General features: G+C 68.4%; 14 protein-coding genes. 7 read left to right on the top strand and 7 right to left on the bottom strand.

What is annotated here, in order from left to right; all coding sequences use genetic code 11:
• Positions 1-236: 236 nt before the first annotated feature.
• Both AC1HC7_RS04440 and AC1HC7_RS04435 read right to left on the bottom strand, forming a co-directional pair.
• Positions 237-704: an Lrp/AsnC family transcriptional regulator gene (locus AC1HC7_RS04440; protein ID WP_479496413.1), complete on the bottom strand. Its 468-nt coding sequence runs from the start codon at positions 702-704 to the stop codon at positions 237-239.
• On the bottom strand, positions 701-1,162 hold the full coding sequence (locus AC1HC7_RS04435; protein ID WP_479496412.1) for an Lrp/AsnC family transcriptional regulator: 462 nt from the start codon (positions 1,160-1,162) through the stop codon (positions 701-703). Before AC1HC7_RS04435 ends, AC1HC7_RS04440 begins: the two co-directional genes overlap by 4 nt.
• A 133-nt stretch (positions 1,163-1,295) precedes the next feature.
• Here AC1HC7_RS04435 and ilvC point away from each other — a divergent pair, with 133 nt between their 5' ends.
• A complete protein-coding gene (ilvC, locus tag AC1HC7_RS04430) occupies positions 1,296-2,318 on the top strand; it encodes a ketol-acid reductoisomerase (protein ID WP_479496411.1) in 1,023 nt (340 codons plus the stop codon).
• A gap of 128 nt (positions 2,319-2,446) precedes the next feature.
• Here ilvC and AC1HC7_RS04425 read toward each other — a convergent pair whose 3' ends face one another.
• Positions 2,447-2,911: a hypothetical protein gene (locus AC1HC7_RS04425; protein WP_479496410.1), complete on the bottom strand. Its 465-nt coding sequence runs from the start codon at positions 2,909-2,911 to the stop codon at positions 2,447-2,449.
• Positions 2,912-3,122: 211 nt separating this feature from the next.
• Between AC1HC7_RS04425 and AC1HC7_RS04420 the strand changes: the two genes are divergently transcribed.
• Together AC1HC7_RS04420 and AC1HC7_RS04415 are read left to right on the top strand one after the other, a co-directional pair.
• Positions 3,123-3,527 carry a YeeE/YedE family protein gene (locus tag AC1HC7_RS04420; RefSeq protein WP_479496409.1) on the top strand — a complete coding sequence of 135 codons (405 nt, stop codon included), beginning with the start codon at positions 3,123-3,125 and terminating at the stop codon, positions 3,525-3,527.
• 12 nt (positions 3,528-3,539) lie between these two features.
• On the top strand, positions 3,540-4,004 hold the full coding sequence (locus AC1HC7_RS04415) for a DUF6691 family protein (protein WP_479498726.1): 465 nt from the start codon (positions 3,540-3,542) through the stop codon (positions 4,002-4,004).
• A 39-nt stretch (positions 4,005-4,043) separates the two neighbouring features.
• On the opposite strand, the gene AC1HC7_RS04410 is transcribed toward AC1HC7_RS04415, so the two are convergent.
• Together AC1HC7_RS04410 and AC1HC7_RS04405 are read right to left on the bottom strand one after the other, a co-directional pair.
• Complete coding sequence (locus AC1HC7_RS04410; RefSeq protein ID WP_479496407.1) at positions 4,044-5,153, bottom strand: hypothetical protein; 1,110 nt, start codon at positions 5,151-5,153, stop codon at positions 4,044-4,046.
• 85 nt (positions 5,154-5,238) lie between these two features.
• The gene (locus AC1HC7_RS04405) at positions 5,239-6,825 is read right to left on the bottom strand and encodes a lysine--tRNA ligase (RefSeq protein ID WP_479496406.1); all 1,587 of its coding nucleotides are present in this window, start codon (positions 6,823-6,825) and stop codon (positions 5,239-5,241) included.
• A 164-nt stretch (positions 6,826-6,989) separates the two neighbouring features.
• Between AC1HC7_RS04405 and AC1HC7_RS04400 the strand changes: the two genes are divergently transcribed.
• Positions 6,990-7,409: a tellurite resistance TerB family protein gene (locus AC1HC7_RS04400; RefSeq protein ID WP_479496405.1), complete on the top strand. Its 420-nt coding sequence runs from the start codon at positions 6,990-6,992 to the stop codon at positions 7,407-7,409.
• Positions 7,410-7,582: 173 nt separating this feature from the next.
• On the opposite strand, the gene dnaE is transcribed toward AC1HC7_RS04400, so the two are convergent.
• Positions 7,583-11,050, bottom strand: a complete 3,468-nt coding sequence (gene dnaE / locus AC1HC7_RS04395) for a DNA polymerase III subunit alpha (protein WP_479496404.1) — start codon at positions 11,048-11,050, stop codon at positions 7,583-7,585.
• 321 nt (positions 11,051-11,371) lie between these two features.
• Here dnaE and speB point away from each other — a divergent pair, with 321 nt between their 5' ends.
• The 3 genes from speB (at position 11,372) to AC1HC7_RS04380 (ending at position 15,238) form a co-directional block, all read left to right on the top strand.
• Positions 11,372-12,328, top strand: a complete 957-nt coding sequence (gene speB, locus AC1HC7_RS04390) for an agmatinase (RefSeq protein ID WP_479496403.1) — start codon at positions 11,372-11,374, stop codon at positions 12,326-12,328.
• Positions 12,329-12,474: 146 nt separating this feature from the next.
• Positions 12,475-13,362: a hypothetical protein gene (locus AC1HC7_RS04385; RefSeq protein WP_479496402.1), complete on the top strand. Its 888-nt coding sequence runs from the start codon at positions 12,475-12,477 to the stop codon at positions 13,360-13,362.
• 58 nt (positions 13,363-13,420) lie between these two features.
• Entirely contained in the window at positions 13,421-15,238 is a 1,818-nt protein-coding gene (locus tag AC1HC7_RS04380) for a D-alanyl-D-alanine carboxypeptidase family protein (protein WP_479496401.1), read from the top strand.
• On the opposite strand, the gene AC1HC7_RS04375 is transcribed toward AC1HC7_RS04380, so the two are convergent.
• A partial coding sequence (locus AC1HC7_RS04375) for a PfkB family carbohydrate kinase (protein WP_479498725.1) occupies positions 15,235-16,000 on the bottom strand: 766 nt, incomplete at its 5' end. The two genes, AC1HC7_RS04380 and AC1HC7_RS04375, sit on opposite strands and share 4 nt — an antisense overlap.

The raw sequence follows: 16,000 nt of genomic DNA, 5'->3' as shown, positions 1-16,000 counted from the left end.
CGGCGCGGGTCGCGGGCTGATGCGGTTGCGAGGCGAGGCTGCTTGCCGCGACGCCCGCCGACGGGCGATCGCCGGTCAGGCGGACGGTCGCGGGAAACGGGCGGTCATTCGGACCCATGTCCCGCGCAGCCTGTTCAGACCATGGAATCTGGCGCGAAAACGATCACGCGGCAAGGCGCCGGCGTTCAAGCCTCGGTGACGAGGCGCCGCAAAAACCTCACCGCGGCGCGAGCGGATCAGGAAAACCCCGGCGTGGACTTCTCCTCCGACAGCAGCACGTTGGATTCGACCTCGCCAACCCCGGGCAGGGTCAGGATGCGCCGGCGCAGGATGCGCTCGAAATCCCCCAGATCCCGCGCCACCACCTTCAGCCGGTAGTCGTAGACCCCGAGCACATGCTGCACCAGCTGCACCTCGGGGATCGCCGTCACCGCGCGTTCGAATTCGCTGAGCCCGACCCGCCCGCGCGCCGCCAGCTTGACCCCGAGAAACACCGTCACCTCATAGCCCAGCCGCCGCAGGTCCAGCCGCACGCGGCGGCCGCGGATCACCCCGTCATCCTCCAGACGCCGGATGCGCCGCCAGGCCGCGGGCTGGCTGAGCCCGACGAGCCCGGCGACGGCCTTGGCGTTCAGCCCGCCATCGCCCTGCAGGGCGCGCAGGATCGCATGGTCGGTGGCGTCGTAGCGTTGCGGGTCGCTCATATCGGGGCCCAGTCGGTGTTCTTCAGCTCCGACACCAGCAACAGGCTTTCGATGTCGAGGATATGGGGCAGCGGCAGAATCCGCTCGCGATAGATGCGCTGGTAATGCGCCAGATCCCGGGCCATCACGTCCATGCGCACGTCGACGCGCCCCAGCAGGGTCTGGATGGTGGCGATCTCGGGCGTCTTGCGCGCCGCGTCGAGGAATTCCTCGAAGGCGCGCGGGCGGGTCTTGTCGACCGTGACGCGCAGGAACACCATCACCTCGTAGCCAAGCTTGCGCCAGTCGATGTCGACCGAGCGCCCGAGGATCACGCCGTCGCGCTGCATCCGGTGGATGCGCCGCCAGCAGGGCGAGGCGGACACCCCGGCGCGCGCGGCGATCCCGGCGTTGGAGAGCCCGCCGTCTTCCTGCATGGCGCGCAGGATGCGGCGGTCGGTGTCGTCAAGCTGTTGCATGATTTTCGCGGCATTCCCGTATATGGCGCATGAATTTTCCCCGTTCTGGCATATCCGGCGAAAATTGGAAACGCGCATTCCGCGCCCAGCGCCTATGCTGACGCCAGTCCATCCCAACCCCGAAGGAAAGAACATGCGCGTCTACTATGATCGCGACTGCGACATCAATCTCATCAAGGATCTGAACGTCGCCATGGTCGGCTACGGCTCGCAGGGCCACGCCCACATACTCAACCTGCGCGATTCAGGGGCCAAGAACCTCGCCGTGGCGCTGCGCCCCGGCTCGCCCTCCGCAGCGAAGGCCGAGGGCGAGGGCCTGACGGTCATGGCCATCGACGAGGCCGCCAGATGGGCCGACGTGATCATGATGGCCATGCCCGACGAACTGCAGGCCGAAACCTATTACGCCCATATCCACGACAACCTGAAGGACGGCGCCGCCATTGCCTTCGCCCACGGCCTCAACATCCATTTCGGGCTGATCGAGGCCAAGCCCGGCGTCGACGTGATCATGATGGCCCCCAAGGGCCCGGGCCACACCGTGCGCGGCGAATTCCAGAAAGGCGGCGGCGTGCCCTGCCTGGTGGCGGTTGACAACAACGCCTCGGGCAAGGCGCTGGAAATCGGCCTGTCCTATTGCTCGGCCATCGGCGGCGGGCGGTCCGGCATCATCGAGACCGACTTCAAGGAGGAATGCGAGACCGATCTGTTCGGCGAGCAGGCGGTGCTGTGCGGCGGCCTCGTGGAGCTGATCCGCATGGGCTTCGAGACCCTGGTCGAGGCCGGCTACGCCCCCGAAATGGCCTATTTCGAATGCCTGCACGAGGTGAAGCTGATCGTCGACCTGATCTACGAGGGCGGCATCGCCAACATGAACTATTCGATCTCCAACACCGCGGAGTTCGGCGAATACCATTCCGGCCCGCAGATCCTGCCGCGCAAGGAAACCAAGGAACGCATGCGCAAGGTGCTGAAAGACATCCAGGACGGCGCCTTCGTGTCGGAATGGATGCGCGAATACAAGGCCGGCGCGCCGATGTTCAAGGCGATCCGCCGCAACAACGACGCGCATCAGATCGAAGAAGTGGGCGTGAAGCTGCGCGGCATGATGCCGTGGATCTCCGCCAACCGCATGGTGGACAAGTCCAAGAACTGACATTCGGGACCTGGTCCGGGAAAACGATCGAAAGGCCCGGCGCTTCGCCGGGCCTTTCCTGTTGCCGGCGTCCGTCGCCCGGCGCCCGGCGCTCAGTCCGTCGCAGGCGCCCGGGGCGCGCCTGGCGCTCAGGCCGTGTCCGCCGCAGGCGCCCCGCTCTGCGCCGCGCGCCAGCCGTCAAACGTCCAGCGGTCGCGATGGCGCAGCATCCACAGCGCCAGCATCGCCAGCAGCACCGCCAGCGACACGGTGACGTTGCGATTGACCGGGAACCCCTTGTCGTTGATCTCGAACGGGTCGAGGTATTTGGGCCATTGCCGATACACGGTGTAGGCGTGCATGGCGAACAGGGCGCCGTAGCTCCAGCTGCGGAACGCCCCGGCGAACACCAGCAGGCAGACCGCGATCTGCACGATGGCGATGGCGTAGATGGTGGTGAGGTCGATCTCCACCTTGTCGATCCAGCGCGCCAGATTCTGATACTGCACCGGCGCCAGCAGCTTGTTCACCGCCCATACGAAAATGAACCACGCCACGCCGAAGCGCAGGATCACCATGGCCAGCGCCTCGCGCCGCTTCAGTGTCAGCTCCATGCAAACCTCCCTGCCCGCTCGCAATTCTGATCCACATAGCGCATTTTTCGCGGTCGCGGCGCCTGCGGACCCCGGCTCACCTTGTCGTGACCGGATGCGAGCGCCCGAACCGGCCGCAAAAGGTTTCATTGAAAAACTTCTGGCCAAATCCGGTCGCGCCGCCTACATATTCAGTAGTTTGAATAATCAACCATCTCAAGCGGAGACCATCATGCATCCGGACTGGATCAACGGGCTGATCGGCGGGGCGCTGATCGGCGGGGCCTCGGGGCTTTTGCTGGTGGCCAATGGCCGCATCGCCGGCATCAGCGGCATCATCGGCGGTTTTCTGTCGGGCGGCGCGCGGCGCGAACAGGGATTGTTCCTGCTGGGGCTTCTGGTCAGCCCGCTGCTCTATCTCGGCTTTGGCGGCGCAAAGCGCATCGAGGTCAGCGAAGATCTGGTGTTGCTTACGGTCGCGGGGCTGCTGGTGGGGTTCGGGGCGCGGCTCGGATCGGGCTGCACCTCGGGGCATGGGGTCTGCGGCGCGGCGCGGCTGTCGCGGCGATCGATCTATGCGCTGGCGACCTTCATGAGCGTCGCCGTCGCCACCGTGTTCCTGACCGGCAAGATCTGAGGAGATGCGCGGATGTCCATGAAAACCAAACATGATCTGTTCTCGCTGGCGGCCGGGTTGCTGTTCGGGCTGGGGTTGCTGATCTCGGACATGGCCAACCCGGCGCGGGTGCTGGCGTTTCTCGACATGTCGGCCATGGCGCGCGGCGCCTGGGATCCGACGCTGGTCTTCGTCATGGGCGCCGCCATGTCGGTGAGCGCGCTGGCCTGGCGGGTGTCCTACCGCCGCGCGGTCGCCGCCTTCGGGCGCGAACTGCCAAAACCCCCGCGCGAGGAAATCGACGCCAGGCTGATCGGCGGCGCGGCGATGTTCGGGCTCGGCTGGGGGCTGATCGGCATCTGCCCCGGCCCGGCGCTGGCCGGGTTCGCCATCGGCGGCCTGCCATTCGTCGCATTCACGGCGGCGATGCTGGCGGGCATGGGGGCCTTCGCGCTGATCGACGCCTGGCTGCGCCGCCGCGGGATCGCCGCCACCTGAGCCCCCCACCCGAGACACCCGCCTGGGCCCCGCGCCCTCTCAGCGAAGCCGCACATATCCGGTGACGTCCTGCTGCCTGGCGACCATCGCCAGCAACTTGGCGCTCAGCCCGCGCAACGCCTGTTCGGCGCGATGGCGCGGCATGCCGCTGACGAAGGCGATCCGGTCATGGGGCACGGGCGCCGCCTTGCCGTCGGCCACCGCGCGCCAGTTCGGCAGGGCGGCGAACAGCAGCACCTCGTCATCCTTCAGCTCCACCGGCAGGTTCACCACCTCCGGCATGGCGCGGCTTTTCGCAACCCCCTTGCGCGGAGCGAAATCGTTGTTCAGCGCGATGCGCATCCTGAACGGGATTTTCGTCGATCTGGCATGCTTGACGATGCGCCCGTTGATGGCGATCGCGGCGTAGGGCGACAACGGCGTCGCCCAGTGCAGCGCCCTGAGATCGTTCCAGGCCCTGGCGTAATGCCGGCCATGCAGGGCTTTGGTTCCGGGGCCCGAATCGTCAAAGGGCGACAGTCGCATGCCGGGCTCGGCGCAGTGCGGCGTCGGCCCCGTCCTGACCATGGCCCCGGATGTCACGCCGATCTTTTCGAAGGCGACGATTTCCACATTCGGCATGTCGAGCGACACATGTTCCAGAAACGACGGATTGTTCTGCGCGGCGGCGCAGCCCATGAACAGCAACTGGCCGCCATGGGGCGGGAAAAAGCCCCGCAATTCCTTCAGGAACGCCTTGTATTCCAGATCGCGCCCGGTCAGCGGCGCCTTGGACATGCCGTTGACGAACACCTTCCCGGGCATGCCATGGGCATGGATCGCCAGTCGCGCAACGCCCTTGATGCGGCCCGCGGCTTTCAGGTTCCGCAATCGGCGCAGCAGATCGTCGGCGCTGTGATAATTGATCCCCTTGGCCCAGCCCTGCTGCCCCCAGGTCTTGGTCTGGTAGACGACAATGCGGTATGTCTTGCCGTCCGCGTCTTCATAGAGGTCTGCTTCATCAGCGTCGCCAGCCTCGGGATCGCCTTGATAAAGCGCGCCGTCCCTGTCGTGCAGCCGCGCATCCTTGCACACGGTGTTCGGCACGTCCCCGGAATTGGCCCAGATGTTCACATAGTCGCCATCCGTCGGATCGATCGGATCGCCCATGGCCGTCACCCCCGCAATTCGCTTCGCGCAATGGGGGCGAGGATAGCACGGCGCGCATGAACCGCAGGGAGGCCCGGGATCAGCCCTAGGCGAGGGCCGCCATGTCGCCGGCCAGCGCCCGCCCGATCAGCGCCGCCGTCTCCGGCACGCCGTAGAGCGCGATGAAGCCGCCGAAGCGCGGCCCCTGCGAGGCCCCGAGCAGCACCTCGTAGATCGCCTTGAACCAGTCGCGCAGATTGGCGAAATCGTGGTCCTTGCCCACCTGATAGACCAGATTCTGCAGGGCCTCGGCGTCGGCGCCCCCGGTCCAGGCCTCTAGCTGGCGGCGCAGATCGGCCAGCGCCGCCGCTTCGCGCGCATCCGGCGCCCGGAACACCCGCGTCGGCTTCACCTTGTCGCGGAAATAGGCCACCGCGTGCCCCGCCGCCGCGTCCAGCGCCGGATGGGTGGCGGGATCGGCGTCGGGCGCGTAGCGGCGGATGAACCCCCACAGCGTCTCCTTGTCCTCGGCCGACGCCACGGCGGCGAGATTCAGCAGCATCGCGAAGGGCACCAGCAGATCCGATTTCGGCGGATGGCCGCCATGGATATGCCAGACCGGATTGGCCAGCCGCGCCTTCTCGTCCTGCCCGACGAAACCGCGCAGATGCGCATGGTATTCGTCCACGGCCTTGGGGATCATGTCCCAATGCAGCCGCTTGGCGGTGCGCGGCTTCTGGAACATGAACAATTGCAGGCTCTCGGGGGCGGCGTATTTCAGCCATTCCTCGATCGACAGGCCGTTGCCCTTGGATTTCGAGATCTTCTGCCCCTCGCCGTCCAGAAACAGCTCGTAATTGAACAGCTCCGGCGCGCGCCGCCCCAGCGTGCGGCACAGCTTGGCCCCAAGCTGCGCCGAGGGGATCAGATCCTTGCCATACATCTCGTAATCGACATCCAGCGCCGCCCAGCGCATGCCCCAGTCGGGCTTCCACTGCAGCTTCACATGGCCGCCGGTGACCGGGATCTCGACCTTTTCGCCGTCGGGCTCCCGGTAAACGATGGTCCCGCGCGAAACATTGCGCTCCAGCGTCGGGACCTGCAGCACATGCCCGGTTTTCGGACTGACCGGCAGGAAGGGCGAATAGGTCGCCTGGCGCTCGGCCCCCAGCGTCGGCAGCATGATCGCCATGATCTCGTCGAATTTCTCCAGCGCCGTCAGCAACATGGCGTCAAAGCGCCCCGATCGGTAATATTCGGTCGACGAGGCGAATTCGTAATCGAACCCGAACTGGTCCAGAAACGCGCAAAGCCGCGCGTTGTTGTGGGCGCCGAAGCTTTCATGGGTGCCGAACGGATCGCGCACCCTGGTCAGCGGCAGGTTCATGTCCTGGGCCAGCATCTCGCCGTTGGGCACGTTGCCCGGCACCTTGCGCAACCCGTCCATGTCGTCGGAAAAACACAGCATCTTGGTCGGTATGTCGCTCAGCGTCTCGAAGGCGTGGCGCACCATGGAGGTGCGGCTGACCTCGCCGAACGTCCCGATATGGGGCAGGCCCGAGGGGCCGTAGCCGGTCTCGAACAGCACATGGCCCTTTTCGGGGGGCGCCTTGGCGTAGCGCTTGACCAGTTTGCGCGCTTCCTCGAACGGCCAGGCTTTCGAGGTCATCGCGGCGGCGCGCAGATCGGTCATCAGAGGCGGTCCTTCATGTGATGCGCCGCGCCGGGGCGCGGGCGGCGCGTGGCGTCAGGGCCCCGCGCAAAGCGTGGTCGTTCCTATTGCTACCGGGGCGCGCGGTCAATAATGTCCGCGCGCCCCCGTCGCTGATCGGGGCTTTGGCAAAGGATGGCAGACCGATGACCGTTTTCACCGCCCAGGATGCGCTTGTCGCCGTGATGGTGACCACCTCCGCCGCCGACGAGAGCATGACCGCGCCCGAACTGCTGTCCATCGAGCGCATCGTCAACGCCATGCCCGCCTTCGCCGGCTACGACGCCGACCGCATCCGCCGCGTGACGCAGACGGTGATGGACCTGCTGAGCGAGGAGGACGGGCTTGACGCCATCCTCGGCCTGGTGCGCGAGGCCCTGCCCGAGCGGCTCAACGAGACCGCCTACGCCATGGCCTGCGACGTCGCAGCCGCCGACGGCCGGGTGCGCATGAGCGAATTGCGGTTCCTGGAGATGGTGCGCCACGATCTGAATGTGGGGCGCCTGGCCGGGGCGGCGATCGAACGCGGCGCGCGGGCGCGGCATATGCCGATTGAGGAGGGGTGATTTCTGGGGCCGAGCGCATGGAACTTGACGTGAATCCTGGAATCGAGGCGCTCGCGCTGCGCAGCGTTCCGGGCGCGCATCCTCGGAACATCGAGGTCAAGGCCGAAAAGGACGGCGACAGCCTGGTGGCTGCATGAGCCCGACCGGCCCGCCCGCTGCGGAGCGCGCCGGCGTCAAAACTCCTCCACCAGCACCACCCCCGCCGCCGCCTTGATCGCCCCGGCGATCTGCGGCGTCAGCGGATAGTCGCCGGGCAGCGTCAGTTCCACCTCGCAGGGAAGGTCCGGGGCCATGAGCACCAGATTGACCGGCCCCCTGCCCTTGGCGCCCACGCCCCGCCCGCGGCCCAGATTCACCGCGTCCGCGAGCCGGGCGCTCACGGAGTCCACCGCCTCGGGCGTGGACACGAACACCTTCAGGCCCATGCTCGCCGCGTCGGCCACCGCCGAATCGATCGGCTGCGCCGCGCGCATCAGCAGTTTCACCTGATCCTCGCCCTCCGAGGTCGCCTCCACCGTCAGCACCAGGTTCACCCCGGGCTCCAGCAGGTCGCGATACTGGGCCAGCGGTTTGGCGAACACCGTCGCCTCATACATCCCCGTGGCGTCCGACAGCTGCATGAAGGCGAATCGGGCGCCGCGCGCGTTCTTGCGCTCCTGCAGCCCGATCACCGTGCCGGCGATCTTGGCGGTGATGCCGCCGCGCCCGGCCTTTCGCGCGATCTCCGAAAACGTCATCACCCGTTGACGCGCCAGCGCCCCGGCGTAGTCGTCGAGCGGGTGCCCGGTCAGAAAGAATCCCACCGCGCCCTGTTCTCGCGCCAGCCGCTCGGCCGGCAGCCAGTCGTCGCATTGCGCCATGCGCGGCGTCGGCAGGTCCACCCCCGCCTCGCCGAACAGCGACACCTGCGCCGAGGCCTTATCCGCGGCGATCGAGGCCGACCAGCCGACCAGCGAATCCAGGCTTTCAAACACCCGCCGCCGGTTGTCGTCGAGTCGGTCGAAGGCCCCGGCGCGGGCCAGCATCTCCATGGGTCGCTTGCCGACCTTCTTCAGATCGACGCGGCGGGCGAAATCGAACAGGTCCCTGAACGGCGCGTCGCCGCGCGCCTCGACGATCAGCCGCATCGCCTCGACGCCGACATTCTTCAGCGCCCCAAGCGCATAGACCAGCTTGCCCTCCTTCACGCAAAACAGCGCCTCGGAGAGGTTGATGTCGGGCGCCACGACCTCGATGTCGAGCCGCTTGACCTCGCGCAGATACACCCCGAGCTTGTCGGTCAGGTGCATGTCGCAATTCATCGCCGCGGCCATGAATTCGACCGGGTGGTTGGCCTTCAGCCAGGCGGTCTGGTAGCTGACCACCGCATAGGCCGCGGCATGGGACTTGTTGAATCCGTAATTGGCGAATTTTTCCAACAGATCGAAAACTTCGGCCGCTTTCTTCGGGGACACGCCATTGGCCTTCGCGCCGTCCAGGAATTTCGGACGCTCGGCGTCCATGGCCTCCTTGATCTTCTTGCCCATGGCCCGGCGCAGCAGGTCCGCGCCGCCGAGCGTGTAGCCCGCCATCACCTGCGCGATCTGCATCACCTGTTCCTGATAGACGATGATCCCCTGGGTTTCCTCCAGAAGATGGTCGATCAATGGGTGAACGGATTCAAGGGCTTCGCGTCCGTTCTTCACGTTGCAGAATTTCGGGATGTTCTCCATGGGGCCGGGGCGATACAGCGCCACCAGCGCCACGATGTCCTCGATGCAGGTTGGTTTCAACTGCCGCAGGGCGTCGCGCATGCCCGAGCTTTCAACCTGGAACACCGCCACCGTGTTGGCCGAGGCATAGAGATCATAGGTCGCCTTGTCGTCGAGGGGGATGGCGGCGATGTCCACCGCCACGCCGCGCGCCTTCAGAAGATCCAGCGCCCCCTGGATCACCGTCAGCGTCTTCAGCCCCAGAAAGTCAAACTTGACCAGGCCCGCCTGCTCCACCCATTTCATGTTGAACATGGTCGCCGGCATGTCCGAACGCGGATCCTGATACAGCGCAACCAGTTCATGCAGCGGCCGGTCGCCGATCACCACCCCCGCCGCGTGGGTCGAGGCGTTGCGCAGCAGCCCTTCGAGCTTGCCGGCGTAGTCGAGCATCTCAGCCACCACCGGTTCCTGGCGCGCCTCTTCGGCCAGGCGCGGCTCGTCCGCCAGCGCCTGCCTGATCGAGACCGGCTTGACCCCCTCCACCGGGATCATCTTCGAGAGGCGATCGCACTGGCCGTAGGGCATTTGCAGCACGCGCCCCACGTCGCGCACCGCCGCCTTGGACAGCAGCGCGCCGAAGGTGATGATCTGCGCCACCCGGTCGCGGCCGTATTTGTCCTGCACGTAGGCGATCACCTCCTCGCGCCGGTCCATGCAGAAATCGATGTCGAAATCGGGCATGGAAACGCGATCCGGGTTCAGGAACCGCTCGAACAGCAGACTGTAGCGCAATGGATCCAGATCGGTGATGGTCAGCGCGTAGGCGACCAGCGACCCGGCGCCCGACCCGCGCCCCGGCCCCACCGGAATGTCGTGATCCTTGGCCCATTTGATGAAGTCGGCGACGATCAGAAAGTAGCCCGGAAACCCCATGCCGACGATCACGTCGAGCTCGAATTCCAGCCGTTTCTCATACGCCTCGACCGTGGCCGCATGCGGGATCACCGCCAGCCGCCCCTTCAAGCCGGCGCGGGCCTGGCGGCGCAGCTCCTCGACCTCGTCATCGGCGAATTTCGGCAGGATGGGGGCGCGGGTGCGCGGGCGGAAAGCGCATCGACGGGCGATTTCAACTGTGTTGTCAATGGCCTCTGGCAGGTTCTTGAAACGCTCGCACATCTCGTCCTGCGACTTGAAATAATGGTCCTCGGTCAGGCGGCGGCGGTTTTCCTGCGCGGTGTAGGCGCCCTCGGCGATGCAGATCAGCGCGTCATGGGCCTGATACATGTCGCGCGTGGGGAAAAACACCTCGTTGGTGGCGACCAGCGGCAGGCCCTTCGCATGGGCCATCTCGACGAAAGCCGGTTCGGTGGCGGATTCCTCGGGCGTGCGCAGGGCGCCGGCGCTCCCATGGCGCTGGATCTCCACATACAGCCGATCCGGGAACATCGCCGCCAGCCGCGTCAGCAACGCCGCCGCCGCCTCGCGCTTGCCGTCGAGGATCAGCCGCCCCACCGGGCCGAGCGCGCCGCCGCTGAGGCAGATCAGCCCGTCCGAGCGCGCCGCCAGCGCGTCAAGCGCGACCTGCGGGGCCTCTCCCCTGGCCTCCAGATGCGCGAATGACACCAGCGCCATGAGGTTCTGATAGCCGGCTTCGCTCTGGGCCAGCAGCACGATGGGCAGCGGGTCGGGCGCGCGATCGCCGGGGCGCGGCGGCGGCGCGTAGCCGAGCGCGATCTGCGCGCCGATGATCGGCTGCACCCCGGCCCTGGCGGCGGTTTCGGAAAACTCCAGCGCCGCGAACAGGTTGCCGCTGTCGGTGATCGCCACGGCGGGCATCGCGTCGGCGGCGCAGAGCCTGGGCAGCGCCTTGGCCTGGATCGCGCCCTCGAGCAGCGAATAGGCGGAATGCAGGCGCAGGTGGATGAATCGGGGGGCTGAACTGGACATGGCGCAACGTATCGCGCGCGCCGCGCCGCTGCCAGAGCCCCGGGGCCGGAATCCGCGTCGCTCAGCCGGGCGCGTTCATGGAGCGGGCGTGTTTTTCGGCCTGAAAGCGGCAGAATCGATCGTCGGTCCTGGAGCGGCGTTTCACGAAGAACGCCGCGATGTTCGGGATGGCCCGGCATTTGACGCAGAACGCCTGTCGCATGCGCCCATGGCGCAAGCCTCCGTCGCTATGGAATTCATCGCGCAATGGCGCCAGTCTGCAGGCCGGCCCGCGCCGCGCGGCCGGCCCCGCAAACGCCTGATCCACAGGGAGCATCGACGATGCCCGATCGCGAAACGCTGGATTTCAACGATCCCATGCAGCGCCCCCGCTTCACCGGGCTCGCCACCTTCTTCCGCCTGCCCTATCGCGAGGATTTCGCCGCCGATCCGCCCGAAATCGGGGTCTGCGGCGTGCCCTTCGACGGCGGCGTCACCAACCGCCCCGGCCCGCGCCACGCCCCGCGCGAGGTGCGCAACCAGTCGTCCCTGATGCGCCGCGTCAACCAGGCCACCGGCGCCAGCCCGTTCGAATCGGCGCGGGTCGCCGACATCGGCGACGCCTGGATCCGCAAGCCGTTCGAACTGACTGGCGCGCACGCGGAAATCGAGGCCTATTTCGCCCGCGTCAAGGCCGCCGGCATCCGCCCGCTGACCTGCGGCGGCGATCATTCCATATCGCTGCCGATCCTGCGCGCGCTGGCCGGGGACGGCCCCGTGGCCATGCTGCATATCGACGCCCACGCCGACACCGGCGACGATTACGGCGGCTCGCGTTTCCATCATGGCGCGCCGTTCAAGGCGGCGGTGGACGAGGGGCTGCTGGACCCGGTCCGGGTGGCGCAGATCGGCATCCGCGGGTCTCTCTATGACCGGGACATGTGGAAATTCTCCTATGACAGCGGCATGACGGTGATGCGCATGGAGGAACTGGAGGACCGCGGCTGGCGCGCCTGCATGGCCGACGCGCTGGCGCTGATCGGCGACCGGCCGGTCTATGTGTCCGTCGACATCGACAGCCTCGATCCGGCCTTCGCGCCCGGCACCGGCACGCCCGAGGCCGGCGGGCTCACCATGCGCGAATTGCAGGGCATGATCCGCATGATGGCGGGGCTGACCATCATCGGCGCCGACATGGTCGAGGTCTCGCCGCCCTTCGACATGGGCGGGATCACGGCGCTGAACGGGGCCACGGCGATGTTCGAGCTGCTCTGCGTGATGGCCGGGCCCCGGGGCTGATCCCCCGGCGCGCCATGACGGTTCATGCGCCAGTCAGGGACCGGCCACTAGCGTGAAGCGCTCGGATTTCAATCGCCGTTTGACGTGACGCGCCCTGGTCGACCGCTTTTGCGACCGCTCGGTTTTTTCCAGCGAATGGACCTGACATGCATCGATTGTCCGGCCTTGCGCCGATCCGCCTCGCGCCCCGGGCGCGCGCTTTCGCCATCAGATTGATCGCGCTGCTGGCGCTGGCGAGCCTAACCGCCTGCGTGCGCCCGCCGCCCCCGGAGCTTGCCGACTATCGCGCCGCCTTTGACGAAAGCCGCGTTGCCACGCGGGCCTTTCTCGACGTGTTCGAACGCTATGAACGCGCCGCCCGGACGCCCGTGGGCGACGCCTTCGACCCGGATCTCGCGGCGTTCGAGGCCCCGGGCGGGCGGGCCTCCTTCACGGTGACGATCGAGCGCGGCTTTGACGCGGTGGCGCGCTACAACGCGGTGCTGGCGAGCTACGCGGCCGGCCAATCCTACGCCGCCGCCGCCGGCGATCTCGCGGCGCTCGGCGGCGAGGCGCGGCTGCTCTCCGCCGTGGTCGGGCTCGCCGGCGCGGCGACCAGGATCGCGCCCGCCACCGATCTGGCGGTGGCGGCGATGAAATCGGTCAGCGCCGTGGCCGACCGCGCGGCGCTGCAGGACGCGATCCTGCGCAACAGGGGCAAGGTGCAGGGGTTTCTGGGCTTCGTGCGCAGCCAGACGCCGCTGATGCATGACGCCGCCCGCGACGACGTGGGCAAGCGCCAGAACGCCCTGCTGCGGCTGGGGCGGCGCGACGAGGCCCGGGCGCTGGACGCCGAATTGCTGGACTTTCGCCGACTGCTCGCCGGCTGGGTGCTGACGCTGGACGCCGCCAACGCGGCGATGAGCGCGCTCGAGGACGCCGCCGCGTCCCCGGGCGGCGCCTCGCCCATGGAGATCGCCTTCTGGGCCGGCGAGATCCGCCAGAACGCCGAGAGCGTGAAGGCGGCGGCGCGGGTGTTCCGCCGATCCTTCTGAAGCCGGGCTTTCTGAAACCGCAATTTCTGACGCCGATCATTCTCAACAGGAGGCTGTCATGCCGGGCAATGCCAACAATCCTTTCCAGGCCGAGGCGAGCGCCGTGCTGAACGAGGCCCAGCGCCTGACCCGGTTGGCGATGGACGCATCGGGCGCCGATCTGAATGCGCTGCTCGACGAATCCGACCGCCTGCATCAGCGCGCCGGCGACCTGCTGCGGCTCGGCTTCGACTGGGCCGAGGCGCGGCTGGCCGAAGCGGTGGCCGGGCTGGAGCGCATGGCGCGCGAGGAAGAGGCCCGCGGATCTTCGATCCGCGCCGGTCTGCGCGCGCTGCTGGCCCGCGCCCGCGCCGCGCTGTCGAGCGGCGGTTTGGCGGGCGGAGTGGCGGGCGGCGGATTGGGTGGCGCGATCGGCTTGGGGGGCGCGATCGGCGATGGCCTGTCGAGCGGCCCGAACGGCGATGTCGGCGGCGGCCTGCTCGGCGCGATCCCGGGTCCCATGCCCGCGCCCGTCGCGGCCCCGGCGGCGATGTTGGCGGAGATGGCCCCCGTTGCGCCCCACTTCGCCGCCCCCGCCCCGATGACGACGCTCGCGGCCATGCCCGCGCCCGCCATGCCCGCGATCAACCCCAAGGCGCGCGATTCCGACCTCGCCAAGCTGCACCCCGCCGTGCGCGCCAAGGTCAGGAAACTGATCGCCGCGCTGAACGCCGCCAAGGTCCCCATGCGGGTGTTCGAGGCCTATCGCGAACCCGAACGCCAGGCCTATCTGTTCGCGCAGGGCCGCACCCGCCCGGGCGGCGTCGTCACCCGCGCCGACGCCTGGGGCTCCTACCACCAATACGGCATGGCCGTGGACATGATCATTGACGCCCCCGGGGTCAATCCGTGGGAGGACGGAACCCCGGAAACCCGCGCCTGGTGGGAAAAGTATCACGAACTGGCGCGCAAGCAGGGGCTGGAGCCGCTGTCATTCGAAAAGCCCCATGTGCAATTCGCCGACGCCTCGATCCGCCAGCTCAAGGACGGCGACTTCCCGCCCGGCGGCGACGCGGGCTGGCGCGCCAATCTGGAACTGGCGGCGCAGCGCTTTCCGCGCGGGGCGCCGCCGCTCGACGGCGACGCGGCGGCCGAGGACGAGCGCCCGCCGCTGCCGACCTCGACGCTGATGGCGGGCAAGCCGGCGGCGCTGGTTTCGGGCTGGCATGATTTCAACGGCGGCGTCGAATGGCGCACCGACGCCGCCGGGGTGTATCTGCGCAACGCCCCGTCCCGCCCGCTGCGCACCGTGGGCGCCCCGATCACCGCGGCGCGGATCGTCGAGCTTTACGGCGAGATCATCGCCGCGGCGGCGGCGCGCCACGGCGTGCCCCCCGAACTGCTGGTGATGACCATCGCCACGGAAACCGGCCGGTTCAGGCGCGAGGATTTCACCGGCCCGAAAACCTTCCGCTGGGAACAGGGCGTGACGGTGGATTTCACCGGCGACCCGGCGATCGACGGCAAGGAGAAAGGCGATTACAGCGCCGGGCCGACGCAGGTGCTGGCCTCGACCGCGCGCGGGCTGAACCGGCGCCATGGGCTCGGCCACGATCCGGCCCTGTTCAAGTTCTTCAAGAACAAGCCGGCGACGCCGCCGAAAGCGCTGGGGCTCTACGATCCGGCGGTGGCGATCGACCTCGCCGGGGCCTACATCGCCGGCAAATCCGCCAGCGCCGGGACCGATCCGATCCTGACGGCGGCGGCCTACAACGCCGGGTCGCTGCGGAAATCGCATTCCAGCATCTGGGGGCTGGTGGCCCATGGCGACCATCTCGACCGCGCCGCGCGCTGGTATGGCGACGCCTGCGAGGTGCTGCGCCTGTTCGGACGCTAGCCGCGCGCCGCCATGAAGCGCAGCACCGCGGCGCGATCCGGGCAGCCGTCGCGGCCGCCGAACGCCGTGCATTTCAGCGCCGCCGCGGCGTTGGCGAAGGCCATGGCCCGCGGCGCCGGCGCGCCCTCGGCCAGACGCAGCGCGAAGGCGCCGTGCCAGACATCGCCGGCCCCCAGCGTGTCCACGGTTCTGACGCGGTGGCCGGGCGCGCGCACGGCGCGGCCATCGGTCCAGCAGACCGCGCCCTCGGCCCCGTCGGTGACGCAGAGCCAGCCTTCGATCCGCGCCGCCGCCGCCGCCAGCCCCTCGACGAGCCCGGCCTTGCCGGTGAACGCCGCCAGACCCTGACGCGAGAACGCCGCGTGCGAGGCCAGCGCCAGCAGCGCCGGGTCCACCGGCGCCTCGGCGTCAAGCACCCCCGGCGCGCCGCGCCCGGCGGCGATGCGCAGGGCCTCGGCCGCGCCCTCGGGCCAGCGGGTGTCGGCAAGCACCGCATCCGCGCCCCGCGCCGCAGCGCGCAGGGCGTCGATATCGCCGCGCAGCCCCTCGCCGCGGAAATTCATGATCTGGCGTTCGCCCGCCGCATCCACGAGGATCGAGGAAAACGACGACCGCCCCCCGGGGGCGCGGCTGACCGCGTCGAGCCCGACGCCCTCGCGCGCCAGACCGGCGAGGATCAGATCGCCCACCGCGTCGCCGCCGACCTGCGCCGCCAGCGCCGCCGCGCCGCCCAGCCGCGCCACCGCCACGGCGGCGTTGGCG

The sequence above is a fragment of the Oceanicella sp. genome, from assembly GCF_056449545.1.
This window is presented reverse-complemented; position numbering and strand designations above follow the sequence as displayed.

Bases quoted from the DNA above. Each gene is read 5' to 3' on its own strand.
- AC1HC7_RS04435 (WP_479496412.1), bottom strand. From the start codon at position 1,162: ATGCAACAGCTTGACGACACCGACCGCCGCATCCTGCGCGCCATGCAG.
- dnaE (WP_479496404.1), bottom strand. From the start codon at position 11,050: ATGTCCAGTTCAGCCCCCCGATTCATCCACCTGCGCCTGCATTCCGCC.
- speB (WP_479496403.1), top strand. From the start codon at position 11,372: ATGCCCGATCGCGAAACGCTGGATTTCAACGATCCCATGCAGCGCCCC.
- AC1HC7_RS04405 (WP_479496406.1), bottom strand. From the start codon at position 6,825: ATGACCGATCTGCGCGCCGCCGCGATGACCTCGAAAGCCTGGCCGTTC.
- ilvC (WP_479496411.1), top strand. From the start codon at position 1,296: ATGCGCGTCTACTATGATCGCGACTGCGACATCAATCTCATCAAGGAT.
- AC1HC7_RS04400 (WP_479496405.1), top strand. From the start codon at position 6,990: ATGACCGTTTTCACCGCCCAGGATGCGCTTGTCGCCGTGATGGTGACC.
- AC1HC7_RS04420 (WP_479496409.1), top strand. From the start codon at position 3,123: ATGCATCCGGACTGGATCAACGGGCTGATCGGCGGGGCGCTGATCGGC.
- AC1HC7_RS04415 (WP_479498726.1), top strand. From the start codon at position 3,540: ATGTCCATGAAAACCAAACATGATCTGTTCTCGCTGGCGGCCGGGTTG.
- AC1HC7_RS04425 (WP_479496410.1), bottom strand. From the start codon at position 2,911: ATGGAGCTGACACTGAAGCGGCGCGAGGCGCTGGCCATGGTGATCCTG.
- AC1HC7_RS04410 (WP_479496407.1), bottom strand. From the start codon at position 5,153: ATGGGCGATCCGATCGATCCGACGGATGGCGACTATGTGAACATCTGG.
- AC1HC7_RS04385 (WP_479496402.1), top strand. From the start codon at position 12,475: ATGCATCGATTGTCCGGCCTTGCGCCGATCCGCCTCGCGCCCCGGGCG.
- AC1HC7_RS04380 (WP_479496401.1), top strand. From the start codon at position 13,421: ATGCCGGGCAATGCCAACAATCCTTTCCAGGCCGAGGCGAGCGCCGTG.
- AC1HC7_RS04440 (WP_479496413.1), bottom strand. From the start codon at position 704: ATGAGCGACCCGCAACGCTACGACGCCACCGACCATGCGATCCTGCGC.